Origin of the sequence: Ruminococcus sp. (genome assembly GCF_019423705.1) — a bacterium.
Lineage (GTDB): Bacteria > Bacillota > Clostridia > Oscillospirales > Ruminococcaceae > Hominimerdicola.
Genome location: NZ_JAHZAX010000008.1, coordinates 98,299 through 124,430 on the forward strand (window position 1 = coordinate 98,299; position 26,132 = coordinate 124,430).

Genomic DNA, 26,132 nt, shown 5'->3' on the forward strand with positions numbered 1-26,132 from the left:
ATCATATGCTGGGACTTCCTAAATCAACAGAAATGAGCAAGCAGCTGCCTAAAAAGGCTATTTACGCTAAATTTCAAATGAACACCGCTGCAAAGGATAAGATAGACGCTGAAATTTCGAGGATAACTATTGTCAATGAAATAACGGCTGATAAGGTAAATATCCCTGAGGGTGAAAACGTTCAAAGTTTCTTTGTGTTGCTTGTAACGCTGAAAAGAAGAAATTTTGATGAGAAGAACATAGCTGTACTGTCAAAGCTCATACCGCAGAATATACTATTTATCCTCGAATATGAGGGTAACTTCAAGCTTGCGATATATCACACCAAGCTTATGCAAACGCAATGGCGGTCTGCCGATCAATACAGTATTGAGCTAAAAGGTATCGACCTTGACAAGGTGTGGGAAAACATTGTCGCACAGATAGGCGGCATAACTATAGTGGACAACAACACTATTGATGAGCAGATACAGCTTGATGAAAGCCGACAAAAGCTTGAAAAAGAAATAGCTAAACTTGAAAAGCTTGCGAGGTCTGAAAAACAGCCTAGGAAGAAATATGAGCTAGTACAGCAACTTAGAAAATTACAAAAAGAGTATGGAGGATAAATATGCTGAGACTTAAAATGCGTACCCAAAACAAAGCTGCGGTGAATCTGTCCACGACATAAACACTCTGACCGTAATCGCAAGTGAAAGCTATAAAACTTTTGTAACGGACTTGCAGTCGGATATCAAAACCGTCCTTTATGACAGACCAACTGTTGCAACAAGCGATTATTTCAAAGGCAAATATATTAAAGTTGACGGCTCATCAAAAATTATTGATGAGGAAACAGCAAACAGTATTGAGTTTTACCTTATACAAAACGGCTATGTGGATATGAAACGTAAAGTTACAGATAAATACCGTCAGGATATCAAAAATGGTATGGTTGCAGAATTACCTGATGAACTCAAACCTATGGCTGACGGAATACATAGTCTTATACAGGCAGTATATGATGATAATGTGCTTACTGATATGTTTACAGACGGCCACGAAACAAAGGTCAAAGACAATCCGTTAAATGATAATTTTGCAAAGAAAGAATTTCAGGCACTATGGAAAGAAATAAACCATAAGTATGCGTATACAGTAGATTTTGATAGCAATGAACTCATAAGAAACTCAATAGATTACATAAATAAAGAGCTCATAGTATCAGAATTAAGGTATACCACAACTATCGGAAGTCAAAAATCAGAGATAAGCTCTTATGACCTAGATAATGGTGACTCGTTTGCAAATGTCAAAACAAGAACGCAGACTTTAAAGCACGCAGAAATTAGTGATATTAGATATGACCTTATCGGAAAGATCGCTGAGGGAACAACTCTCACGCGAAAAACTGTTTACAAGATCCTGCAAGGCATAAGAATAGACAAACTCTATATGTTCAGAAATAACCCGGAAGACTGGGCTATCGCTTTCTACGAGGGAACTGTTAAACACATATTTTTTATTGCAGAAACAAAAGGCTCAACGAAAAATATAGAACTTAAACCAATAGAAAAGGCCAAGATAGATTGTGCGGAAGTACTATTCAACAAAATGTCATCAAGTCAAGTTAGATATCATAAAGTTAAAAGCTATCAAGACTTATTAAATATTATGAACAACGTATAATGTACTCACGAAACATTCTTACATTTTAAGATTAACAAATCTATTGACAACCACATCGTTATATGTTATAACACACAAGGAAAAGTTATAAAATAAAACAATCTGCCTACAACATACATAAAAACATAATCAACTACTTAGAGCTATAAGCTCGTACATATTATCAGGCACGATTTAAAACAACGGAATTACTATATCCTGTTGCCGAATCGTGAATCTGAAATATGTGCGAGCTTTTTTTGTTTGTATAAATTACATATATGACAACGGCAACTTGAAAATAGAATAGGAGGTCTGATAGCGTGAAAAAACTCATCACTAGATCCTGCGAAGAAATAATGACAACTGTGTACAAGCCAATAGAGTTCGTTATAGACGGCTTTATTGCACAAGGTCTGTACATCTTAGCAGGAGCACCAAAGGTCGGCAAATCGTGGCTGGCACTGGATATGTGCCTGTCAATAGCGAAAGGAAAAAATGTTTTAGGTCAGAAAACATTGCTAGGCACGGCATTGTATTTGTGCTTAGAGGATAGCTATGTTCGCTCTCTTGTTAACGATTACAAAACACATTATTTACTTTTTTTACAATCGTAATCGTTTTATTTAGCTGGCAGCTTAACAAATCGTGCAAAATATATGATATAATTTCTATATAAAAACAAAATAGTGTTAAAATTACACTATTGGAGGAGGTATAAATTATGAGAAAATCTATTATTTTGTTAGCAGTAACGTTGAACTTGATCTTGGCTTCCTGCGGAAATTCCGAAAGCAGTATACAGAGCCAAGATAGTTCATCGTCTAATGAAACTACAACTACAATTGCAACCAGTACAACTACTGCGCCGCCTCAACCACAGGATAACACATTCGTGTCAGAAGTTAAAAGAAGGTTGGAATACACAAAAGCAAATATGGATGTTTTTGATTATGATGAATCAACTATCGAAGAGGGTGATTCAAAGACTATTGATGTTGTTTGCTCTACAACTGTTAATAATGCGCCAGTAAAACTCAAGTGCAATATCTCGGGTGGAGATGATGACAGCATAGATAGTATGACTATCAGATATGACAATCTTGGCGAATGGATAAGAGAATATTATGTAGATACCGATTGCACCATTGAAAAAACAAGTGATGAAATTTCAGAAGTAGACGCTTTGAATATATTAAGAATGTTCTATGCAAGTGCGATTTTATATACCGATGTCGGTCTTTCTTCTGAACAAATTAGTGACTCCTGCGATATTCTTATCAACTCTCTCGAACGGTATAAATATACTGGTGATTACCTCACAGATGATTCTGATTCAATTTCGGTAAAGTGTGGAGATTACGTTTTCCTATTGACTATAACACCTAATGGAAGTAACGCGATAGCTCTATCAGCATATAATATTGATTTTTATAATGAAAATATGGATTTAGCTGGTCAGCCACATTATAGTGGTGCTGAAGTATAAATATTTAAAATTTTAGTATTAAGAAAGAAGATGTATTTAATATGAAACAGATTGTATGCGAAGTTTGCGGAAGCAACGAGTTAGTAAAAGAAGATGGTTACTTTATATGCCAGTATTGCGGAGCTAAATATTCGCCTGAAGATGCCAAGCATCTTATTGTCGAAGTTAATGGCAAGGTCGATGTATCCGGAAGTAAGGTAACGGTTGATAACACTTCATTTGTAGAGCGTTCGCTTGAAAATGCACGCCGTGCAAAAGCTAAAGAAGACTGGGAAGAATGTGAAAAATACTACAATATGGTTGAGCAATATGAGCCAACAAATATTGAAGCTATTTTCTACTCCAGTTACGGAAAAGCCAGAATGGCACTTGTAGATTCTGACCGCTTTAAAAGGGAACAGAAAATTAAAGTGTTAAAGCACTCTATATCTATAATAGATGATAACTATGATGATTCTCCACAAAAATATGAAGAAAACAAAAAATTGATTCAACAAATAAGTGCTGATCTACTTTCATTTATGAAAAGCTCATTTGTAATGAATACCAAAACAGAGATGGGCAATAGTGGCAACACTTATACAACCAATGATGGTTCATATACTTATGATATGTTTATTGAACTTTCTCTTGGAATGATTGAATCAGTAGAGCACATTATACATACTATAAGGGATAAGAATAAAACAATACATCTTTGGAAAATTATTCGTCAGCAATATGAATACATATATTCTGTGTGCAGAAGAGCTACTATGCTCCATAACTATAAAAACAAAAAGCAATGGCTTGAAGCAATAAATCGTACAGATGAAAAGATCAAGCAATTAGATCCAAACTATATAAAAAATGATCTTAAACAACTACCAATGACAGAGAATGATTTTAATATGACTGTCGGTGCAGTAATCGCAATAATAATTATCGCAGTAATAGTCATTTACTACATTTCACAATCAATGTAAACAAAATTATGAGATCGAACTCTATCCTGTTTGCTTCATATTTATTCCCTGCATAAATCCCACCGACCTGCAAATAATATTACTGCAATTTTGAAATATCAACGGAGGTCATAAATATGAAAGCAACAGGAATTGTCCGCAGGATCGACGATCTCGGCAGAGTTGTTATCCCTAAGGAGATCAGACGGACTATGAGGATCAGAGAGGGCGACCCGTTGCAGACAACGTTGAAAAGCGAACTTGACTACCTGCTTGCACTCCTCAGATTGGCGGATAGGCTGTACATAAAATAATGTGAGAAAAATATGTAAGTGGCTTGACACATTGATAAAAATATGTTATTTTATATTTGTAACTTAAAATACGTTACAAATGTAAAAAGGTGAGCATATGAAAGAATACTTAGAAAAAACTTTAAGACAAATAGTTACGATCAAAGAAAATAAAGACCTGTATGATAAACTGCCGCTGGCTTTTAAGGGACGATATGATATCTTAAATGTCGAAACCAACGGAATGGGCTGGCTTGCAATTCAACCAAAGAACGATATCGGACTTGTTGCTCTCCGAAAGGACAGGGCTAAAGTACAGAATATTTCAGGACTGAACTGTGCCATATTTCTTAGATCCACCACCCCTTATATAAAGGAAAAACTTATAGAGGACGGTATCCCCTTTGTGCTGAAAGACAAGCAAATATATTTGCCGTTCATTGGCTGTCTGCTTTCAAATTCGGGCGAACGTGATATCGCACCTGTCGAGCTTATTTCATTTCTGACGCAAAAGCTGATACTTACTGCGATATATGAAAAGTGGGATAAAGTAACAGTATCGACAGTTGCCGAAAAACTGGGCGTATCAAAAACGTCAGCAAGCAGATGCTTTGATGAAATAGAGTACCTGAATGTGAATATCCTTGACACAAAAGGCAAATCAAGAGCTATTACAATACCGACTGATATAAAGCATTTGTGGGAACAGATACAGCATATTTTGAGAAAACCTGTTATCAGAAGATATGCTTTTCCAAGCGACATTCACTTGGAGAAAAAGGCCGGCTTTACTGCTTTGTGTGAGTATTCATTGTTGTCAGATAATGACTTTCCTACCTATGGGGTGATGAAAAAAGAGCTGGCTGACACAGAAATAAAAAAGCTTAAACAAATCCGCAGAGGAGAAGAAATTGGCTGTATTGTTCTTGAGCTTGGCTATTTCATTGACTATGGGCAGAAGTCGATACAAGACCCCTTGAGCGTAGCTTTATCATTGACCGATGAAGAAATGCAGGACGAAAGAGTAATGATATCTATAAATGAAATGTTGGAGGAATATGTGTGGTAAAAGGATTAGACACTTTCAGAAATCATTTTGCTGGATATAAAGAACAGTATGTTCTTATAGGCGGTGCTGCCTGTGATATTGTGTTTGAAAGCAATGACGTATCTTTTAGGGCGACAAGAGATCTGGATATGGTTCTTATCGTTGAGGCTCTCACGCCTGAATTTGGAGAAAAGCTTTGGGAGTTTATTGAGATCGGCAGATACAGAAACAAGGTCACGAACGGTCAAAAGCCGCAGTTTTACAGATTTGATAAACCTGAAGATGACACATATCCGAAAATGATAGAACTTTTTTGCAGGAATGATTTTGAACTCCGTGAGATGACAGGGATAACGCCGATTCACATAGATGATTTTGTTTCAAGCCTATCAGCAATACTGCTTGATGATGAGTATTACAAAGCCTTGATGGACGGAAGAGTTGTGCGAAATGGTTTATCCGTTCTCCGTCCCGAGTATCTTATTTTGTTTAAAGCAAAGGCATATCTTGACTTAAAACAAAGAAAAGATAATGGAGAATCTGTTGATTCCAGCGATATCAAGAAACACAAAAAGGACATTTTGAGAATAACTGCTGAACTTGTACTTGAAAGCATATCAGAATTACCTGCAACAGTAAAAGCAGATATTGACGCTTTTATCGGCACGCTAGAGCAAGAACCATTTGACAGCAATTCATTGAAAAGCTATGGGTTAAAAAATGATGATGTGATAGGGGTGTTACATAGGATTTTTGGATGATAGAGTGTTGCTGAATTGTTATATGGTTCATCGCCGACAATGTCAAAAAAATAGATTTTTACCGCTCCACTTGACTAACATTCTGATCTAATGTATAATCAAGTAAAGTATAAAAATATCGAGGTAAGATCACAATGAGTAGATTCCCTAGAGTATACGCTGAAAGTACAATAGCAAGGATGAATAAAAAGCTTGCCCTGCCGCAGGAAACAATGTCGCTCCTTTATGATTACTTTGAAGCTTTTGCCAATTTATATCAGTTGTTGCCGCTAAAAGACGCTTACAAAATAATCAGCAGGCAAAATAAAGGCTTGATAACCTTGGACGAGTTCATTGCATTTTCTGAGATAGCACGCCACGAAGATCATTTTTACTACATTCTTGCTAAAGACGAACTGTATCTTAACGCACCTAAGGAAAAGCCTATCGACCGAGAGATAGTTCATTCCTGCTTGGTTGATATTGATTATGAAGATTATTATAATATGGCCGATCATCAGGCAGGTAAACCTCTTAAAATTCTTCCAAAACAGGAACTTCTTAAATACAAAGAGGAAATGTACATTGCCGATACTACGTATGTAAGAGCAATGACGAACTTTTTACGCACAAGACTAAAAATGTCCGAAGATGAGATCAACTATACAATTTCCGATTTTATACTGATAATAACCTGTGATGACAAACCTTTTGACGCAGTATCTAAAATGCTCGATAGAAAGAATATCCTAATGACAAAAAGTCAGCTTGAAGATTTTATCAAACTGTTCACCGATTTGAGCAACAATACTCGAATGCCGCAAAACAGAGGCTTTACTCCCCTCGAGTTATCGGCAAATCGTGGCGGTCAAAAAGTTATCAACAGCATTTCCTTTGGGCCAAATATAACTGCGGCATTTAAAAGCGGAGAGGCAGATATTGAAGAATACAGAAAAGGTATCCTTATGAGCGAACTGCCCGAGAAGTTCAAAATGGATATGCTCCGTCAGCTTTCTCAAATCGAGGGTAAGAATACAACTCCGAAAAAAGTCGGCAGAAACGATCCCTGCCCTTGCGGCAGCGGAAAAAAGTATAAAAAATGCTGTGGGAAATAAAATATTTTTTTATGCAAAGCCGCCGCGGGTCACAAATCTATGTGACCCGCGGCGGTTTGTTGTATTTTTTATATTTACTATGGCTTTTGTATTCTAAAACTGTTTCTCGCCTTATCACCCTTCATCAACGCAAGCCGTAATTTACGTTTATATAATTAACTTAGTCCCGATAAAGAACGCATTACCAGATCAACGTCTTGATTTTCAAGTTCCTGAATGATATGCAGATATGTTTTTTGTGTTGTCGTCATACTGGCGTGACCAAGCCTGCGAGCAACACTGGCAATAGACACTCCTGCGAACAGCAGCAGCGATGCGTGAGTATGTCTTAAACCGTGAATAGATATTTCAGACAGATTCAACCTTTTGCAATGACGGCTGAGTATATCATTTACAGTGGAGTTATAGACTTTGCCTTTTACGAATATTGGTTTGTCCTCAGGCAGCCCCTTTACCAATTCAGCAAATTGAATGACAGTTTGCCAATCTATTTGTATCTTTCTTACAGATGAATTGTTCTTTGTTGGAAGAAAACCGCTGTTGCCTTTATAGTCCCAGGTTTTGCTTATAGAAAGCATTTGGTGGGAAAAATCAAAATCACGAGGCGTAAGTGCAAGTGCTTCAGAAAAGCGCATACCTGTTTTTGCTGCCAAAAGAATAAACCAATCCCAGTTCACTCCGGACTTAAGATCAAGCGAAGTCAGCAGCGTGTGCAGTTCAAACTGATTAAGATACTTGATTTTCTTGACCGACGGCGTTTTACCTTTTATTATTGCTTTTCTCGTTGGATCACGCTCAATAAGCCCTTCATCAACCGCATCAAGTATCGCTCCTTTAAGCTGATGATGAAAGTCCATTGTTGTTTGTCTTTCGTGATACCGCGCATAATCATTAAGCAGCTGCTGATAAGCAATTCTGTTTAGATCACGCAAAACAAGTTCAGGCACAAGCCTTTTCAGCCAGGATATTGTCATTTTGTATTTATCCAATGTAACCTTTCTAATTGCTCCTTCTTTATATACTGCAACCCACCTTTCATAGTAATCACAGAACAAGTCTGTATGTTTAATGTTATTTAACATCACATTACCTCCATTTCAACAAAACGGCTTACGCTGATGAAGGGTGATAAGGGTGTCGAGTTGGGAGAAGAACTGACCAATTTTACCTTGTTCACTTAAATCTGTTGGTGCTGAAATCAGCGTATCAGAGATAGCAGATTTTGAAATAGATGTTACTTTTATTCCCTGCATAAGCGGTATCAATTGATCATGATACGATGACGAATTTAGGTAAAACCCAAGATATGCAGGAGCAAATTTCACCTTTGACCTGCAAGGGATTGTATGCAGACCTGATACAATGCTCAAATCCCCGATATTGCCTATTTCTACGCACTTTCCGACAGCTTCATCTTCTGCGGTATCGGCAATAATTATATCTCCATCCTGCAATTTTGATGATTCAAATTTCTTCGCTTTTTCATCATCGGCAATGTATGGAAGATCGGTACTCTGTGCATCAATATACTCACCAAATTTTACAAGAACATCACCGTAATGAACATTCTTATAAGTGCCTGTATCCTCGCTTAATTCTGCTCTTGAAAGTGTGTTATTTGAGAGAGAATTCAGTGTATCAGACAGCTTACGCTGTTCCCAAGCGTCAGTAAATCCCTTAAAACGAATCTCGGGATATAGGCTGCCATTTTCCGGAAACATTTTTTCAAGCATAGCCTTTTTGACTTTGGTCAATTTGTCATACTTACGCTGATGAAGGGTGATAAGGCGGTCGAGGTCATCAAAATAAGCACCAATCCTTCTTTGTTCCTCAACTTTTGGAGTAGAGATTGAACCCATACATAATTTGTCATAATAAAAATAAAGCCTTACTCCACCTTCTTGATACTGCTCAATCAATTTCTGAAATTTTTCATTTTTAAACCAATGCCATAAGAATCTATCATTTATTTCATCTGTTGTTTGAAAAACCTCATAAAGTGACGAAACTATGACATTTTCCGAGCCATTGTAATATCCTATTGAACCTACATTTATTCTTGCTGGATTATATGCAAATGAACTTGGGGTAACGATATAATACATCGTTTTATCTGCCGTTGCCATTGTTCCACCATTTTCAAACTGCTCATTCTGAGGTATAAATCCACTCTCATTCGTTACAGAATAACTTTCATATGGTAAGTTTTCTTTATTCTTTATGCCAGATGGAAAAGTAATGTTTTTAAACTCACGCTGTTCCCAAGTATGTTTAAAAGTAAATATAGACTAACATAGTGTATATTTCAAAATTCTTGTTTATTTTTTAGATTTTTAGCTGTGTAGTATTGAAATTTTGTACAAATTGTAGTATAATATTCCTTGCGGGAGTTTACACAGGTTTCAAGTGTAAGTCATAATCAAGCAAGAATATTTAGGATAAGTTATATATGAACAAACAACAGCTGGCAAATAAAATTTGGGAATCCGCTAATAAAATGCGTTCAAAAATAGAGGCAAATGAATATAAAGACTATATTTTAGGTTTCATTTTTTACAAGTACCTGTCCGATAAGGAAGTAAAATTCTTGAAAGACGAGGGGTATGATGATGAATTGCTCAAAACCGTCACCGAGGAAGATGAGGAAACGGTCGAGTACGTTCAAAAGAATATTGGATATTTTATTGGCTATAATGACCTTTTTTCAACGTGGCTCGATATGGGCAAGGACTTTAGCGTAGACAATGTTACTACCGCTCTTTCTGCATTTAGCAGACTAATTTCAAGCACTCACAAAAAGGTTTTTGATAAAGTATTTGATACTCTTGAAACGGGTCTTTCAAAGCTTGGAGATACTTCTGGTGCAAGAACTAAGGCTATCAGCGGGCTTTTACAGCTTATCAAAGATATTCCTATGGACGGAAAACAGGACTATGATGTTCTTGGTTTTGTTTATGAATATTTGATCGAAAAGTTCGCCTCAAATGCGGGCAAAAAGGCAGGCGAGTTCTATACGCCTCACGAAGTGTCTGTGCTTATGTCTGAAATAGTTGCTGAGCATCTCAAGGGAAAAGACGAAATAAAGATCTATGACCCGACAAGTGGTTCTGGTTCGCTGCTGATAAACATTGGCAAGAGCGTTTCAAAGTATGTTACAAATTCTGATAATATCAAATATTACGCACAGGAACTCAAGGAAAATACATACAATCTCACTCGTATGAATCTTGTTATGAGAGGAATCAAACCGTCAAACATCACAACACGCTGTGGTGATACATTAGAGGAGGACTGGCCGTATTTTGATGACAGCAATCCGTCGGAAACTTACGAGCCTCTTTATGTAGATGCAGTCGTCTCAAATCCGCCTTATTCACAGCCTTGGGATCCGTCAGGGAAAGAGGCAGACCCTCGTTATGCAAGGTTTGGTCTAGCCCCAAAGGGTAAAGCCGAATATGCGTTCTTGCTGCACGATCTTTATCATATTCGTCCTGAGGGTATTATGACTATCGTTCTTCCTCACGGGGTGCTGTTCAGAGGCGGAGAGGAAGGCATAATCAGAAAAAATTTGATTGAGAATAATCATATTGACACTATTATCGGACTTCCGGCAAATATATTTTTTGGAACTGGAATACCGACAATTATTATGATACTGAAACAAATGCGTGATAATAACGACGTGCTTATTATAGACGCCTCCAAAGGATTTGTGAAAGACGGCAAGAACAATAAGCTTAGAGCGTCTGACATCAAACGTATTGTTGATACGGTGTCTTCAAGAATAAGCGTACCGAAGTTCTCAAAGGTCGTTTCTCGTGAGGAGATAAGACAAAATGATTACAATCTCAATATTCCAAGATATGTTGACTCTTCTGAAAGTGCGGAGACTTGGGATATTTACGCCTCTATGTTTGGCGGTATCCCTGTGAATGAAGTTGATGGTCTTGCGGAATATTGGAACGCTTTTCCGAATTTAAGAGAAGAATTGTTCAAGACGAGCGATACACCATATCTTCAGCTTGCCTGCGATGATATTAAATCAGCAATTTGCAAGAGCAACGATGTAATAAAATTTGAGCAGGCATATGAGCAGGCATTTAACGGATTTGAAGATCATCTGCGTAAAGAGCTTATTGAAAATGCTGAGACTGTTGAGGTATCAAAAGAGGAAACCGCAATAAGCGAGAATATCTTTTCACGGTTGGCAGACATTCAGTTGGTCGATAAGTATGAGGCTTATCAGCTTCTTGATGATGAATGGGGAAAGATAGCCGTAGACCTTGAAATAATCCAAACAGAGGGCTTTGAGGCAACCAGAAATGTTGACCCGAACATTGTGATGAAGAAAAAAGACGGCAAGGAACAGGAAACGCAAGAAGGTTGGGTAGGACACGTTATTCCTTTTGAACTTGTTCAGACAACACTATTGTGCGAGGAGTATAACGCTCTTAAAGCCAAGGAACGCTGCCTTGCTGAGATCCCGTCAGAGTATGAACAAATTATTGAGGATATGACGGAAGATGAAAAAGAGACCTGCAAAGAACAGCTGACTGAGGACAATAGTGCATTTATCATCAAGGAAATTTCTAAAAAGATAAAGGCTTTGAAGAGCGAACCTAAGTCAGATGAAACTCTTGCACTGATTGAAAAGCTTTCAAAGGTCGAGGCTTTTTCTAAAGAAGAAAAGGCGTTGAAATCGCAGATAAAGACCGAAACTGCGGAACTTCACGCAAAAACCAAAACCACTATCGAGGGGCTTTCTGACGAGGAGGTCAAAACACTGCTTGAGATAAAATGGATAAAGAGCCTTGTCGATAACCTTTATTCTATCCCTTCGACGATCGTTAACGGCCTTGTTTCTAAGATCACGGCTCTTGCTAAAAAATATGATAACACATATTTTGACATTGAAACTGAGATATCAGAAACGGAAAAAGAGCTGTGTTCTATGATTGACGATCTGTGCGGAAATGAATTTGATATGAAAGGTCTTGGTGAGTTCAAGAAACTGTTGGGAGGTGTGCAAAATGACTAAAGAAAAAGTCATACCTCAGGTAAGATTTTCGGGTTTTACTGATACTTGGGAACAGCGTGAGCTGGGTGAATTACTTGTAGAGCGTAACCAACAAGCACCGATGAGCGATGAGTATCCACTTATGGCATTTATAGCCAATGAGGGTGTAGCCCCAAAAGGTGAACGTTACGATCGGAGTGCCTTAGTTACAGATACAGTGAATAAACTTTATAAGAAAACAGAAATTGGGGATTTCATATATAGCTCTAACAATCTTGAAACTGGCTCAATAGGTCTAAATAAGTACGGAAAAGCCTGCATTTCACCTGTTTATAGTATTTTTGAGCCTACTGGTAAAGCCGATTCTGATTTTTTGGGAAGAAGGTTGGTCAGAAAAGATTTTATAAATGCTATGGTCAAATGGCGTCAAGGCGTTATCTATGGGCAATGGCGAATACACGAGTCGGATTTTCTTAAAATTGAAATACCTGTTCCTTCAGTAGAGGAACAAAGAAAAATCGGTGACTATTTAGATTGCCTCGACCGCCTTATCACCCTTCATCAGCGTATGTAAAACCCAATGTAAATAAAGCCAATTATTACGCACCATTTCAGCGTAATTTAAAAATAATTATAAAAAAAGTAGGCTATTTCAACTTCCATGTTGATAAATGTAAACTTTTTCAGAAAACATGTTGTAATATATGACAATTTGGAATAAGGCTGTAGACAAATGGGGTGTTTGGCAAGCTGCACAGCACATAGCTAAGAAATATGATGATGACGGATATCTTCGCAAGAAGAAATAGCACAAACAAAAATAAGCTGCTACAGAAAAACTGTGGCAGCTTATCCTATTTAGAATAGTCCTAATTTTAACCTATCAATATCGGCTCCTGATATCTGTTTGTACGAATCCATACTTATTCAGTCTATGTCACCTTACCCCCTCAATAACACCCTTATCCATTTCATGCACAGTATCGCACAGCACGGAGATGTCCTCCGCAGAGTGTGAGCATATAAGAATAGTCTTGCCCTGCTCCTTGTATGAAAGCAGGTACTCACGCATTTCTTTTACGCCGTCCTTGTCAAGACCGTTGAACGGCTCGTCGAGAATAAGTATCTTCGGATTTTCCATAATGGCTTGTGCAAGTCCCAAACGCTGCCGCATACCAAGGCTGTATTTACGAACGTGACGCTTTAGGTCAGGATCAAGTCCCACCTGTTTCATACTGCTTTTTATCTCCTCTTTGCCGATCTTGTTGTTGAGCCCTGCAAGCAGCTTGAGATTTTTGTAGCCACTGTAATACGGTATAAACCCAGGTGTTTCAATAATGATACCCATATCTTTCGGAAAGTCAACGTCCTTGCCCACCTGCTTGCCGTCAACGATAATCTCACCGCTCGTGGGCTTGATAAAACCACATATGCACTTCATAAGCATTGTCTTTCCGCTGCCGTTTCTGCCGATAAGTCCGTGTATCTTGCCCTCATCAAAGGACACATTTATATGCTTTAGTATCTCCGTTTTGCCAAGAGTAAGACACCCGTTGCTAACTCCTATGATATCCATTATCATTCCTCCCCAGCCGTCAGAAAATTAGTTTTCCGTAGCAAAACTAATGACAGCAAGATCAAAGATACTATGATTGAAAAGAAATATATGTAGGAATAAGATATTTCATATATCTGCTGCCTGAAGAACTTTGTAAAATGCGTTTTCACTATGGCATTACAACACGGAAAAGCCCAGCGTATCGGCGTTTCAAGGTATATTGCCGCACCGCCTGCCAGAAGTAAAAAGACATTTATGCCTACACCCAGAAGCTTTTGCCTAAGCTCTGCAAAAACGAGCATAATAAGACCGCACACCAACAACAGCAGAAATATCAGCACCGCAGAATTGCCTGCCGACCGCAGCGGTACATATTGGTAGTAAAGATTTTCAGGAATAAGATTTGCAGCAACGCTATCGGCGTTCTCGGGAAAGAGCCTGCTGTAATCTGTGACTGTTGCCGACCATTGTTCGCTCCATTGCAAATAACCTGCCGCCGCAAGAAACGTGCTGAGTATAACTCCAAGCATAAATGTAAGTGAAGACATAACAAGAAAAAGCATTTGCCCAAGCAGCCAATTAACACGCCATGTGCGCTGCACGCAAAACAGCATATTTCCATCGTTTTTAGGAAAATCTCCTATAAGCGTAATAAAAACTATGGGCATTATCATCAGCAGTACGTCTGAATTGGTTATTGCAATAAACGGCTCAAACAGACCAAGTTTAACGCCTGTTTGTTTTGATATCTCCACTAACGGCTTTACGGCAAATTGATCTATGAATATCAATGCACATAGAAATATCAACATTCTTGAACTGCATATCCATTTGATATATTCACTTTGTGCCGTCCCCCATACCGCCCTTATTCTTGTTTTACTCACAACAGTCATATCTCCTTTGCAAGAAGCTGACGCCAATTATCGCCGCAAGTATCATCAATACGGCTGCGGCTAAGATCACATACACAGTCATGCCGTTTTCTATGGCTCGGAATATCCCGTTGAATGAAAATAAGCTGACGATCTTTCCGACATTGGCGGAAAACCCTTTTGAAAGTCTGTTTATAAGAGTGTTGTAAAAATAAAAGAACATAAACGGTATGCAAGTCATCATATATTTGTTTCTGCTGAAAACAGAGATGATATATGCAGGCAATGCACTTAACGCTCCTATTATAAAAGCACCTGCCATTCGGCTCAAATAAAAGCAGCCTATACTCATTGAATGAAGCACTGCCGCAGCTGAATGACTGTTCGTATCCATAACAGACGGAAACATAATTACTGTAAATATCACGAAAAGCCCGTATCCCAGACAAAGTACCGCCGCTGAAGTAAGCACCGCCGACACAAGTCTTGATGCAGCAAAAGCAATTTTTCCGCTGCGTTGCATTTCAAACCGCTTTAACGAGCTGTTCTCTGCTGAAACACTTTTAACAAACGGCAGAACGCATACAACAGGCGAAAACATTATCAGCCAGCTGCTCATAGCTGCACGAATGATATTTTCACGAACGACAGAATTTTCTTCAACAGCCTCTGTGGGGTCACGCAAAAGCAGTATGGTCAATACTGAATAGCCTTTTCCGCCGTCTGCATCGGTGTAAACATTTGTTATACAGCACAAGCCAAATATCATAATGGCACATATTACAGGCACAGGGCTGATGAGCATTTTATAAAGCTGTGTTTTCAGACACTTATTGAAATTCATGTTCTATCCTCAGTTTTCCGAAACATCTGCATTGTTGAACAGTACCAAAGCTTCTCCATTCAGAGCATTGACAAATACCATTCGTTCATTGTCTGTGGTGGTGTCGAGCCATATAAACCAGCCAAGCTCTGTTTTATATTTTGTATCACCTTGAAAATAGAACTGTCCGTCGCTATCCTTGTTCCATGGTTCACCGTTTGCTTTAACAACATTCTGCATATATCCGAGGTCTATTTTATTGACTGTATATTTATGATTTGCCGCAAGTGTATTTTCACATATATCTAAAGCACTTTCTAAGGTAACGCATTTATCGACACTTTCCGCAGAGCCGTCAAGCTCGCAAAAGCCATGATCTCCCAAGAACTCTCCTACGGTGTTTGGAGCGGTCATATACAGCTTTGCTCCAAAATACGGATATTCATCAAAATCCCCGTCGCTATAAAAGAAATCGTTCAGGGCGATTCCATCGACGGTTCTTTGAATATGAAAAAGCAGAGCATTTTCCTGATCGTATTTCAATACATCAACGTAAGCTATTTTCATATTTCCAAATCCGCTGTCGGTCAAAGCCTGCAAAAAGCCGTCTACATACTCAACGCCCTGACTGAGTTTATACGTCTGTCCGCCAAGAACATACTCTTCGTCTTCATAGGGTCTGTCTACAAAAACTGTTTTTATTGTTTCACAGTCATAGGCAGATTCTTTAGAAAGAAATCCGATGCCTCCATTTGATGCAACATTTAAATAGTACGTTGTGTCATCATAAACGTTGCCGGCAGGAAAAGAACTGTCAAAGCCCTGATAATACTCTTTCTTATAGTCCTTGTCGGAAATAAACAGCGGCCTTATTTTACCGAAACACTGCTCACGATCGTTCACCTGCTTTAGGTCAGCGAGTTCAGCCTTTTCCGGCAGATCATTTGCCAAGGCTTGAAGTGTTTCAGTCGGTACAGAAATATTTTCATACTCTGTATCAGTTGACAAAATATCTTTTTTTACATCAGAAAAGCTCTCAAGCTTTATGCTGATATCCTTTGTATCACTGGTTTTACCGCCTGCTGCACAGGCTGTAAACATACATATCATCACAAGAAGTACAAATATCTTAAATATTTCTTTCATCGTTGCTCCTTTTATAAAAATGGCTGCCGACAAGCAGCAGCCATAGCACATTATTTAGGCGTTCTTGTGTATCCTGAAGCTTTTATATCATCCTCATCATAATTATTGAGTGTGATTTTATTCTTCACTTCTGCTGTTGGTTTATATGACGATGTCATCGTTATAAAATACTCATAATTGTCTCTTTTATCTATCGTTACTTTATTGCTGCCATTTGGTGAACTAAACGTAACATTAGAATAGAGCACCTCATCTTGCCCAGTCCAACTTGTTATAATAACATTCTTTGTTGTACCGTTGTTGATCTTAACTTTATTGCCAGCTTTAAGAGTCTTGGTTATAGATTTAGTGCTTTGTGTGTATTTTGCACTTATTGTCCACGTCGCACTTGAATATGTATCTCCGGAATTATATGCACTAGCCCCAATATCCATAGAACTCATCATCATAACAGCAGCACCCATAGCTGCGATTCTCTTAACGATCTTTTTCATATTAAACGTTTTTTCATAATATAGGTGTGATTTTCTTCAAGTTTTGTTGCAGATTAATTTAACTTCATCATATCACACAATTATTGCAACGGGTAATTGTGCATAATAAATATTTACATCTTCATTGGAATCACCACATTTCTTTTTTGCAATAAACTTTTTTATCTATGTATACATTATTTTAACACATATAACACCAAAAGTCACTATATTCTGCATATTTCTCTCATATGCACAAGATTTTTGTATAGCTGAACAAATATTGCGTTCTAAATTATTTCATTTTACACAAGTTGATTGTTAAATGCTTGTTAACATCAACACGGAAGTTGAAATAGCCAAAAAGTACAATCTATTGACAAACAAATTGTTATATGTTATGATATATAATGAAAGTTATAAAATAAAACAATCTGCCTACCACATACATAAAAAACACATAATCAAACACTTAGAGCTATAAGCTCGTACATATTATCAGGCACGATTTAAAACAACAGGATAATTATATCCTGTTGCAAAATCGTGAATCTGAAATATGTGCGAGCTTTTTTTGTTTGTATAGACTACATATATAACAACGGCAACTTGAAAACAGAATAGGAGGACTGATAACTTGAAACAATTTAACTCAAAATCCTGCGAAGAAATAATGACAACTGTGTACAAGCCAATAGAGTTCGTTATAGACGGCTTGATCGCACAAGGTCTGTATATCTTAGCAGGTGCACCAAAGGTCGGAAAGTCTTGGCTGGCACTGGATATGTGCCTGTCAATAGCGAAAGGAGAAAAAATTTTAGGCCTAAAAACTTCACAAGGAACTGCTCTGTATTTGTGTTTAGAGGACAGCTACGCAAGAATACAAAACAGACTCTATGAGCTGACCGATGAACCAACTGAAATGCTTTACTTCTCTGTTATGTCTGACCCGATAGGAGGCGGTCTTGAAGAACAGATCGAAGGCTTTGTGAGTGAACATCGTGATTTGAAAATCGTTTTTATCGACACTCTGCAAATGGTTCGTGGTTCAACAGATTCAGGCTATGGTTCAGATTATAAAGAGCTCTCTGTGCTGAAAGCACTTGCGGACAAGCTTGAAATCGCAATAATAGTTGTACATCATACAAGAAAATGCAAGGATACAGACCCGTTTAATATGATCTCAGGAAGTACAGGAATCAGCGGTTGTGTTGACGGAAGTATGGTTCTGATCGAAACAAAACGTGGCAGCCGTAATGCAAAACTTTATTGTGTAGGACGTGATATTGAAAACGCAGAAATTAATTTGCAGTTCGATAGTGATTTGAAAAAGTGGGTTGTTACCGATGAGCCGTCCGCTCCAAAAAATAAGGACAACATTTTTCTTGCGGCATTGTATGTTTATCTAAAAAAGCACATTTCGTTTACAGGTACTGCGTCTAAACTTGTAAGCGAACTAAAAGAAGTCACGCAAGAACAATTCTATCCGAATAGAGTTACAAGAGATCTGGTTCAGAACGGCTACACACTCAGAAAGTACGGGATAGATTTTCAGTACAAGCGAACTAGAAACGGCAGGCTGATAATTCTTCATTACGACCGTGAGCGTGACAGCAGTGACAGTAAAAACACTAGCGAAGTTACTGTCAACAGACTGACCTTGAAAGTATGAAAAGCCCTGCAAAACCTTGCTTTACAAGATGTGACGGTAGAAATCAAAGCAAGTTTTACTGTCAACATTTCAAAGCTACTGCAAAAGCCAAATCAACGAACGTGTGGCGATTTGTGGGCTAAAAAAACCAGTCGGATGAGTTTAGCAGGAACTCACCAAAACCACACACAAGCGATTTGTGAGCCGCTGTGAGCGATATTTTAAATAAGGTTAGGTTACGCAAGTCGAACTCAACGATTTGAGCAATTATGTACTTTGCACAATTAAGCAGCTAGAGCTATAACCACCAAAGCTAAATATTTCATTGCAAGTTAAAGTTTCGGGGTCGCAGCCCCCGAAACACTCACAGCGGACGAGCAAAGCTCGCCGCAAAAGTGCCGTAAATACGCACTTTTAGAAAAGTCTTTGTGCATATTTTTTATGGGGTCAAGATACGGCTTTCAAAGAAAATTAGGGGTCGCAAGTTACAAAAATCACGCTCAAATGGCGTGAATACGAGCTTTGCAATAGGTGTCATAGGACAATAAAACCATATAGAAACGAGGCGATAAAGCAAAATGTGCAAACTGATTAACACTATACAAAAAAGGCAAAAATCGTAATAAGGAGTGTTGCTTTTGCAGATAATAAAGAACGAAAAATCAGGCATCGCTCAGATCTGGCTGAGCAATGCAGAACAACAAAATGAGAGAGTTATGAACTTGGTTGAGTGCAAGATAAAGGAGCTTAGCGGCGAAAAATTTAAAGTTGCCGTGTTCCGCTCAGGTTCTAAAGATCTGTACGAATGTACTGAAAATCTTCTCCACCATAATATTACTCTCTGACAGCGAGTGCACCTATGGTGCACTTTACATACACTCCACCATTATTTTTATATCCTTTGCCTATTGCCTTTTGGGCAAAGATGTGATACAATATTATTTGTAATAAAACATATAAACTAACAACATTGTATGTATCCGCAAGGGTAAGATCCATAATCAAAAGTGACAACATTGTACCACTATATCAAAGAAAGGGTGAAAGTTATGAGCACAAAATACAGCATAGCAGGCTACTGTCGAATTTCTGTTGACGAGGAAATGGACAGGGACAACACCTCTATCGAGAACCAAAAAGCTATCATAACTGACTTTGTAAAACGAAAATTCCCCGACAGCACGCTTGAATTTTACGAAGATCGTGACCGTTCGGGATATACTTTTGAGCAGCGTGAAGGGTATCAAGAACTGCGAAAGAAAATGCTGCGAATGGAATATGATATCCTTATCGTCAAAGACTTCTCAAGATTTTCACGCCGCAACAGCAAAGGTCTTGTAGAGCTTGAAGACCTCCGTGACGCCGGTATGAGGATCATCTCAATAGGTGACAACATTGATTATCCTACCTATGACGATTGGACAGCTATCCAATTTAGATTTCTCATTAACGAAATGCCCGTTACCGACACCTCAAAAAAAGTCAAGTCAGTAATAAAACGCCGTCAGGAAGAAGGCAAATGGATATGTGCCGTGCCTTATGGTTACGTTATGACCAACAGCAAAACAATGAAATTTGATGTTGACGAGCCTGCCGCACAGGTGGTGCGTGATATTTTTGAAAAGTACAATGAGGGCTGGGGCTATAAAAAAATTGCAAATTACCTTACAGAAAAGCATATCCCTACCCCTCGTATGTGTGAGAAGATGCGAAAAGAGGCGAACGGTGAAGAGTGCAAGCGTGAGGCAAAACAAACGTGGAGTTTGGTGACTATCAGCGAAATATTGTCAAACGATTTCTATATAGGCACCCTCCGTCAAGGCAAATACCGCCGTAAGAGAATCAACGGCGACGAAGTCAAGCAACACGAAACTGACCACATTGTATTCGAAAACAACCACACGCCTATCGTGGATTACAAGGTGTTCGCATTGGCACAGGAGAATCTCAAAAAACGTACCACATCTCATTATCGTGGCGTAAGAAAATACGAAAATGCTTATTCCGGATTTCTCTACTGCGGCGACTGCGGTTCACCAATGTTCTCAATGAGCAGAAACGATATTGCCGCCGCTTATACCTGCGGAACATATCACAGACGAGGAACAAAAGGCTGTACATCACATCACACAAGGGTCGATATGCTTGATAAGCTGCTAAAAGAGTACATTCAAAAAGTCCGTGACAATTCGCAGGATATGATCGAACGTCTGCAAATCTCCATTGCTAAGGAGCAGAACGCAAGCAATAACAGCAAGTCAGTCGTGGAGCTGATAAAAGGACAGATCGAGGACGCAAAAGCTGAAATGAAAATGCTCACACGTCAGCAGACAAGAGATGTAATGCGTCACCCTGAGCGTACAGAGATCATTGAAGAAACCTACACCGAAATGATCGACGAGCTTACCTTGCGAATAGAGGGACTGAAAAACCAGTTGCAACTGGCGGTGGATAAAAACAATGCCATAGTAAGAGTAAACCGAACCGCAAAAACCGTATTTGAAATTTTCGACAATATTTTGAATAAGCCTACCCTTGACAAAAATGACATAAATCTGATAATCGACAAAATAACAGTTTATGAAGATCATATAGATATTCAGCTCAAAGCTGACATTGACTGCCTGCTGAAATACGGCACACTTGACGAACCTGAGAGCGTATCAGCAATGGCAGAGGTCAGCGAAAGAGCTGCCGAAAATTTTAATAAAGGCACTGAGAGCAAAAAGTCAGCCGGACAACTTGTCAATGTTATAAAAAATAGCAAGGGCAAGGTTCTTAGTGTCAACGTTATCAGTAACGGCGACCCCCTTGAGATCTACACGAACCCCGACGGCGAGGTCATTTTCAAGAAATATTCCGCTATCAACGAAATGTCCGAGGGCGCTTTGCAGGCGGCGGAGGTCATTTCAAAGCTGGGCGGAGCGCCAGCGGTGGTGTTCGATAAAGATCACGTCGTGGCAGTGTCGGGAGCGCCAAAAAAGGAATATTCCCAGCGCAGGCTATCCCCTGCACTTGAGGAGCTGCTTGACGCACGAAAGAATTATGAATTTACCAGCGGCGAAAAGCTACGACCCGTTGAGGGCGTTTCTAATCACGCTCTTGCCGTGTCGCCCATAATCACAAACGGCGATATCACGGGTGCGGTGGCGTTCGTGGCAGGAGACGAAAACGACGTTTGCAGCGATAAGCAGGCAATGCTTGCCAAGGCCGCAGCGATGTTTCTCGGCAAACAGATCGAATAATAATAGAAAGGCTGTCGTAATTGGCAGCCTTTTACATTTTATACAATTTTGCAGCCTCATAATCGTATTTTTCTACAAAATTGGCCGCATATGTTGCGATCTCCAATGATGAAAGTATTTATTTATGAAGAAAGAAAAGGAGGTCTTTGACTATGAAAAAAACTAACGTACATAAGACTCACGAACAATTTGTAAAAAAATCTCTGTCTGCGCTGACTGCTCTTGCACTTTGCACAGCATTTGCGCTGCCGACTGCTGCATCGGCTGAGGACTTTTCAACAGGTTCAGATCAGTCCTACACATCGACTGCGAGAAGAGTTATCACCGACAAAGACGGCACTTCATACGTTTACGAGGGCGATTTCGTTTACCGCATTTCCCCCGATGACGACAAGACCTGCGCTGTTGTGGAATATAAAGGCAGCGACAAATTTGTCAACATTCCTGCGGAATTTGACGGCAGAAAAGTCACCGTGATCGACGGCTGGAGCAGGCGAGAGGCAGATTACTCTGAGTGGGACGATAAGCACCCGCTTGGCGTTACAATGGGCGCATTTGCGAATAATAAGAACATTGAGGCCGTTATTATCCCCGACAGCGTGACCGAAATCGAAGCAGAGGCATTTTATTGCTGTAAATCACTCAAAAGCGTTAAGTTCGGCAAGGGTTTAAAAACTATCGGCGGTTCGGCTTTTTATAACTGCGTTCAACTTTCAAGCGTGCAGCTTCCCGACAGCGTCAGCAAGATCGGCAGTTGCGCTTTGGGATTTATGACCGCAGATGACGGCCAATTTGACATTTTACAGCCTGGTTTTTCCATCACAGCAAGGGGCGGTTCGGCGTCTGAAAGTTACGCAAAAAACGCTGACATAAAGTTCAACAGCATTCACGAAAGTATCGCCAAAGCAACGGTCAGCGGCATTAAGACAAAGGCCTACACCGGCAAGGCTATCACCCAAAAGGTAACAGTCAAGCTTGGCGACAAGGTTCTCAAAAGCGGCACAGATTACATCGTGACCTATTCCAATAACAAGAAGATCGGCAAGGCAAAGCTGACGACCACGGGCAAGGGCGGCTACTGCGGCAGCATTACGAAAGAGTTCACCATCAACCCCGCCAAGCAGGAAATTCAGAAGCTGAACGGTCGTTCAAAGGGCTTTTTCATCGACTGGAAGCAGAAGGACTCTGCCACAGGCTACGAGGTGCAGTACAGCACAAGTTCAAAATTTGAAAAATCCGCAAAGCTCATTATCAAAAACAAAAAGACCGACAAAGCCACGATCTCAAAACTGTCAGCCAACAAGAAATATTACGTCCGCACAAGGTCTTACACCATTGTTGGAGGCAAAAAATATTATGGCGAGTGGTCAAATGTAAAGAGCGTTGTTACAAAGAAGTAAATGCTAGTTCAGGACAATATAAGTGAATATGTGAAACGTCCCACCTGTCTGCGTTTGCGGTCAGGTGGGACGTTGATTCTTTATACAAAAAACACCCGCCAAAGCACCAAACGCTCTGACGGGGTTAATTGGCAGGGGCAGAAGGATTCGAACCCTCGGCACGCGGTTTTGGAGTAAACCGAAAGAGCATTGACAAAATCAAACAATATGATATAATTTAAGAAAAATAATAGGAGGGACTTTATATGAAAAATTTCATAGACAAAAGAGAAAGACTGACCATTGCAAAAGACTTAGCGTTGATCACAGAACAGGAGTTTGTAAAAAAGCTCAGCAACGCCGATGCTATTGCTTACTGCAATGAGCATATGCAAAACAGAATGTTCGGCGCTAAGGGAGAAAAAATTTATGTCGTTAAAAACAACGAAGCTGAACTTGAATTTGACAGCATTGATGAGTTTGAAACACAGTTTGCCAACCATTATGCTAATCTTCAGAAATCAACTGAGGAATATGAGGAAGAGGCTTCATCCAGAGCTGAAGCAATACTAAAAATAGTCGCCGAGGCCGATCTTTCGGAATTAGAGAAATATAAACTGTTTATTGACTACGAGATTGAAAAGAGGAAGGGAAATAATCCTCCTAATCCTTTCACTATGGAAAATCTGTGGTACAAATAAACTGACTAAAAGCTGATGAGAAAACATCTCATCAGCTTTTTTCTTTCGGTGAGATTTGTTATGAAAAAAGGCTGCTGAATTTTCGGTAGCCTTTTTTGGTGATAAATATCACCAAGCATAGTACAAAGGGTAGCTCCCTTTAAGGGCAGGCTTAGTGTTCTTCCCTGCCCCCTGGACTATGCCGTATAAAGCAAGAACACATAACGATATAATTGAAAGGATGTTTTATCTATGAAGAACACTAAAATTATCTCAGTAATCACCGAAAAAGGCGGTACAGGAAAAACTACTACAACATTTAACCTCGGTTGTGCTTTAGGTATGTTAGGGAAAAAGGTATTATTAGTTGATCTTGATAAGCAAGGAAACCTAACGTCTTACTGTACAGAAGCTCCAATCCAAAAGACAATTGCTGATCTTATTTACTGTATTTCATCCGGAATAACGGAAATAAGCTACTTCGACTATATAAAGCAATCAGAAAAAAATCCTAACGTTGACTTCATCGCCGCAGGGCGTATGCTAGGCTCTGCTAACAGCATTATAGCAGCTTCAGCCGAATGTAACTACATACTTAAACAACTGCTTCATAGCGACGCTCTGAGCGCCGTGTACGACTATATAATCATTGACAACAGACCTGACCTTGACCTGCTTGCACAGAATGCACTTAACGCATCAGGTTATATCATAATACCGATAGATGCTGGTATATTCGCATTCGATGCTATTGATCTGATTACAGAAAAGGTCAACGCCATATGTACAACAACTAACCCTGAATTGAAGATACTTGGGATACTTCAGAACAGAAGTAACATAACTACAACATATAAAGAAATTGACAGCGCTTGCCGTGAGATTTACGGAAATATTGTTTTCGGCACAACGATACCAGCACGTCCTGAACAGATCAATAAAACAGTAAAGAACTATGCTGGCTGCGTCAATCTGCCTGGCAACACGCTTGCAGAAAAGTATATCGAACTTGCTAAAGAAGTAATGGAAAGGTGTGTGAATCAGTAATGTGCAGTTTACTCGAACGAAGGACTCAGCACCGAGAGAATATGCAGGCTGAGTCAGATAATATCAATCCTCAGCTTTCAGCCGAATACCTAAATCAATGGAATGGCACTACTCAAAGGATCGTGAACATTGATATAACAAAAATTCAGCCATACACAACACCTGACGGCAAAGAACAGCCCTACAAAATCAAACAGGATAAGATTGAAAGACTTTCTATCTCAATAAACGATCTGGGCATCCTTCAGCCGATCATCGTCCGAAAAAAGAATAATGATTATGAAATACTTGCTGGACATCACAGGTATTATGCAGCCAAGATGTGCGGCCTTACAACTATACCTTGTCAGATCAAAGATAATATAGATGACTTTACGGCGTATATGGTAGTTGCCGAATCAAATACACGAACTGATGAAGTGCTGCCAAGTGAAAATGCGCAGATTTTCAAAACGTATATGGATAAGCGTGGCAGCGAAAATGAAGCAGCCACGCTCAATGAAATATCCGACAAATTCGGAGTATCATCTACAACTGTATATCGGTATGTTCATCTGCTGAAACTTAATCCAAAGCTCATTCCTATGGTAGACAGCAAGATCATTCCTTTCGGAAGATTTGAAATGCTTATCGCTCATCTTACCGATGAAGCACAAGTAGCTCTTGCAGACTATATCGAAATGTATGATGTACACAGTTTCTCAGGTAGAAATATCGCTGATCTTTGCGCCTATTTTGATAAGCACGGGGCTGTTAGTATTGCAGAAATATACGAAATTTGCAACAATAACAAGCCGAAGGAAAAGAAACGAGACACATCACAGGGAAATATTTATGAAAAGATCTCCGGAATGTTTCCGGCATTGCATAACTTAACGGAAGCAGATATGGATGATTTAATTGTTAAGCTTCTCAGTAGTTACTTTAATAGTTGATAATGATAAAAAAGGAGATTTTAATGA

General features: G+C 39.2%; 24 protein-coding genes and 1 pseudogene. 18 read left to right on the plus strand and 7 right to left on the minus strand.

Features of this window, described 5'->3' with window-relative positions:
• The first annotated feature begins 5 nt into the window (after nucleotides 1–5).
• The 9 genes and pseudogenes from QZ371_RS07975 (at nucleotide 6) to QZ371_RS08015 (ending at nucleotide 7,276) form a co-directional block, all read left to right on the plus strand.
• The gene (locus tag QZ371_RS07975; RefSeq protein WP_295211519.1) at nucleotides 6–608 is read left to right on the plus strand and encodes a DUF4391 domain-containing protein; all 603 of its coding nucleotides are present in this window, start codon (nucleotides 6–8) and stop codon (nucleotides 606–608) included.
• Nucleotides 609–720: 112 nt separating this feature from the next.
• Nucleotides 721–1,668, plus strand: coding sequence for a hypothetical protein (locus QZ371_RS07980; protein ID WP_295211522.1), 948 nt, complete (start codon nucleotides 721–723; stop codon nucleotides 1,666–1,668).
• 302 nt (nucleotides 1,669–1,970) lie between these two features.
• Nucleotides 1,971–2,264, plus strand: coding sequence for an AAA family ATPase (locus tag QZ371_RS07985; RefSeq protein WP_295211524.1), 294 nt, complete (start codon nucleotides 1,971–1,973; stop codon nucleotides 2,262–2,264).
• A 107-nt stretch (nucleotides 2,265–2,371) separates the two neighbouring features.
• A complete protein-coding gene (locus QZ371_RS07990) occupies nucleotides 2,372–3,136 on the plus strand; it encodes a hypothetical protein (RefSeq protein ID WP_295211527.1) in 765 nt (254 codons plus the stop codon).
• Nucleotides 3,137–3,177: 41 nt separating this feature from the next.
• Nucleotides 3,178–4,101, plus strand: coding sequence for a TFIIB-type zinc finger domain-containing protein (locus tag QZ371_RS07995; protein ID WP_295211530.1), 924 nt, complete (start codon nucleotides 3,178–3,180; stop codon nucleotides 4,099–4,101).
• 116 nt (nucleotides 4,102–4,217) lie between these two features.
• Nucleotides 4,218–4,322, plus strand: a pseudogene (locus QZ371_RS11590) (AbrB/MazE/SpoVT family DNA-binding domain-containing protein); the annotation flags it as partial.
• Between the two features lie 169 nt (nucleotides 4,323–4,491).
• Entirely contained in the window at nucleotides 4,492–5,442 is a 951-nt protein-coding gene (locus QZ371_RS08005; RefSeq protein ID WP_295211533.1) for a hypothetical protein, read from the plus strand.
• On the plus strand, nucleotides 5,436–6,182 hold the full coding sequence (locus tag QZ371_RS08010) for a hypothetical protein (protein WP_295211536.1): 747 nt from the start codon (nucleotides 5,436–5,438) through the stop codon (nucleotides 6,180–6,182). Before QZ371_RS08005 ends, QZ371_RS08010 begins: the two co-directional genes overlap by 7 nt.
• Before the next feature lie 179 nt (nucleotides 6,183–6,361).
• On the plus strand, nucleotides 6,362–7,276 hold the full coding sequence (locus QZ371_RS08015) for an SEC-C metal-binding domain-containing protein (RefSeq protein ID WP_295211539.1): 915 nt from the start codon (nucleotides 6,362–6,364) through the stop codon (nucleotides 7,274–7,276).
• Between the two features lie 155 nt (nucleotides 7,277–7,431).
• On the opposite strand, the gene QZ371_RS08020 is transcribed toward QZ371_RS08015, so the two are convergent.
• The gene (locus QZ371_RS08020) at nucleotides 7,432–8,358 is read right to left on the minus strand and encodes a site-specific integrase (RefSeq protein ID WP_295211541.1); all 927 of its coding nucleotides are present in this window, start codon (nucleotides 8,356–8,358) and stop codon (nucleotides 7,432–7,434) included.
• A gap of 15 nt (nucleotides 8,359–8,373) precedes the next feature.
• Complete coding sequence (locus tag QZ371_RS08025; protein WP_295211544.1) at nucleotides 8,374–9,402, minus strand: restriction endonuclease subunit S; 1,029 nt, start codon at nucleotides 9,400–9,402, stop codon at nucleotides 8,374–8,376.
• A 323-nt stretch (nucleotides 9,403–9,725) separates the two neighbouring features.
• Between QZ371_RS08025 and QZ371_RS08030 the strand changes: the two genes are divergently transcribed.
• Nucleotides 9,726–12,314 carry a type I restriction-modification system subunit M gene (locus tag QZ371_RS08030; RefSeq protein WP_295211547.1) on the plus strand — a complete coding sequence of 863 codons (2,589 nt, stop codon included), beginning with the start codon at nucleotides 9,726–9,728 and terminating at the stop codon, nucleotides 12,312–12,314.
• On the plus strand, nucleotides 12,307–12,867 hold the full coding sequence (locus tag QZ371_RS08035; protein ID WP_295211549.1) for a restriction endonuclease subunit S: 561 nt from the start codon (nucleotides 12,307–12,309) through the stop codon (nucleotides 12,865–12,867). The genes QZ371_RS08030 and QZ371_RS08035 overlap by 8 nt, the downstream gene beginning before the upstream one ends.
• A 363-nt stretch (nucleotides 12,868–13,230) precedes the next feature.
• On the opposite strand, the gene QZ371_RS08040 is transcribed toward QZ371_RS08035, so the two are convergent.
• Genes QZ371_RS08040 through QZ371_RS08060 form a run of 5 tightly spaced genes read right to left on the minus strand, consistent with a single transcriptional unit; the run spans nucleotide 13,231 to nucleotide 17,189 of the window.
• Nucleotides 13,231–13,869: an ATP-binding cassette domain-containing protein gene (locus QZ371_RS08040; RefSeq protein ID WP_295211551.1), complete on the minus strand. Its 639-nt coding sequence runs from the start codon at nucleotides 13,867–13,869 to the stop codon at nucleotides 13,231–13,233.
• A 2-nt stretch (nucleotides 13,870–13,871) separates the two neighbouring features.
• Complete coding sequence (locus QZ371_RS08045) at nucleotides 13,872–14,738, minus strand: hypothetical protein (protein WP_038671205.1); 867 nt, start codon at nucleotides 14,736–14,738, stop codon at nucleotides 13,872–13,874.
• Nucleotides 14,731–15,570 carry a hypothetical protein gene (locus QZ371_RS08050; RefSeq protein ID WP_186492020.1) on the minus strand — a complete coding sequence of 280 codons (840 nt, stop codon included), beginning with the start codon at nucleotides 15,568–15,570 and terminating at the stop codon, nucleotides 14,731–14,733. Before QZ371_RS08050 ends, QZ371_RS08045 begins: the two co-directional genes overlap by 8 nt.
• Nucleotides 15,571–15,579: 9 nt before the next feature.
• The gene (locus tag QZ371_RS08055; RefSeq protein ID WP_147338405.1) at nucleotides 15,580–16,695 is read right to left on the minus strand and encodes a hypothetical protein; all 1,116 of its coding nucleotides are present in this window, start codon (nucleotides 16,693–16,695) and stop codon (nucleotides 15,580–15,582) included.
• Nucleotides 16,696–16,745: 50 nt separating this feature from the next.
• Nucleotides 16,746–17,189 carry a hypothetical protein gene (locus tag QZ371_RS08060; RefSeq protein WP_295211560.1) on the minus strand — a complete coding sequence of 148 codons (444 nt, stop codon included), beginning with the start codon at nucleotides 17,187–17,189 and terminating at the stop codon, nucleotides 16,746–16,748.
• A gap of 616 nt (nucleotides 17,190–17,805) precedes the next feature.
• Between QZ371_RS08060 and QZ371_RS08065 the strand changes: the two genes are divergently transcribed.
• The 7 genes from QZ371_RS08065 to QZ371_RS08095 all read left to right on the plus strand — a co-directional run bounded on the left by QZ371_RS08065 (nucleotide 17,806) and on the right by QZ371_RS08095 (nucleotide 26,105).
• A complete protein-coding gene (locus QZ371_RS08065) occupies nucleotides 17,806–18,840 on the plus strand; it encodes an AAA family ATPase (protein ID WP_295211563.1) in 1,035 nt (344 codons plus the stop codon).
• A 617-nt stretch (nucleotides 18,841–19,457) separates the two neighbouring features.
• A complete protein-coding gene (locus QZ371_RS08070; RefSeq protein ID WP_117956589.1) occupies nucleotides 19,458–19,664 on the plus strand; it encodes a hypothetical protein in 207 nt (68 codons plus the stop codon).
• Between the two features lie 204 nt (nucleotides 19,665–19,868).
• A complete protein-coding gene (locus QZ371_RS08075; RefSeq protein ID WP_295211566.1) occupies nucleotides 19,869–22,064 on the plus strand; it encodes a stage V sporulation T C-terminal domain-containing protein in 2,196 nt (731 codons plus the stop codon).
• Nucleotides 22,065–22,216: 152 nt separating this feature from the next.
• Nucleotides 22,217–23,464: a leucine-rich repeat protein gene (locus QZ371_RS08080; protein WP_295211569.1), complete on the plus strand. Its 1,248-nt coding sequence runs from the start codon at nucleotides 22,217–22,219 to the stop codon at nucleotides 23,462–23,464.
• Between the two features lie 245 nt (nucleotides 23,465–23,709).
• Nucleotides 23,710–24,144, plus strand: a complete 435-nt coding sequence (locus QZ371_RS08085; protein ID WP_295211572.1) for a hypothetical protein — start codon at nucleotides 23,710–23,712, stop codon at nucleotides 24,142–24,144.
• Nucleotides 24,145–24,375: 231 nt separating this feature from the next.
• Nucleotides 24,376–25,170, plus strand: coding sequence for a ParA family protein (locus tag QZ371_RS08090; RefSeq protein WP_295211573.1), 795 nt, complete (start codon nucleotides 24,376–24,378; stop codon nucleotides 25,168–25,170).
• A gap of 41 nt (nucleotides 25,171–25,211) precedes the next feature.
• Nucleotides 25,212–26,105: a ParB/RepB/Spo0J family partition protein gene (locus tag QZ371_RS08095; protein ID WP_295211574.1), complete on the plus strand. Its 894-nt coding sequence runs from the start codon at nucleotides 25,212–25,214 to the stop codon at nucleotides 26,103–26,105.
• Nucleotides 26,106–26,132 lie beyond the last annotated feature (27 nt).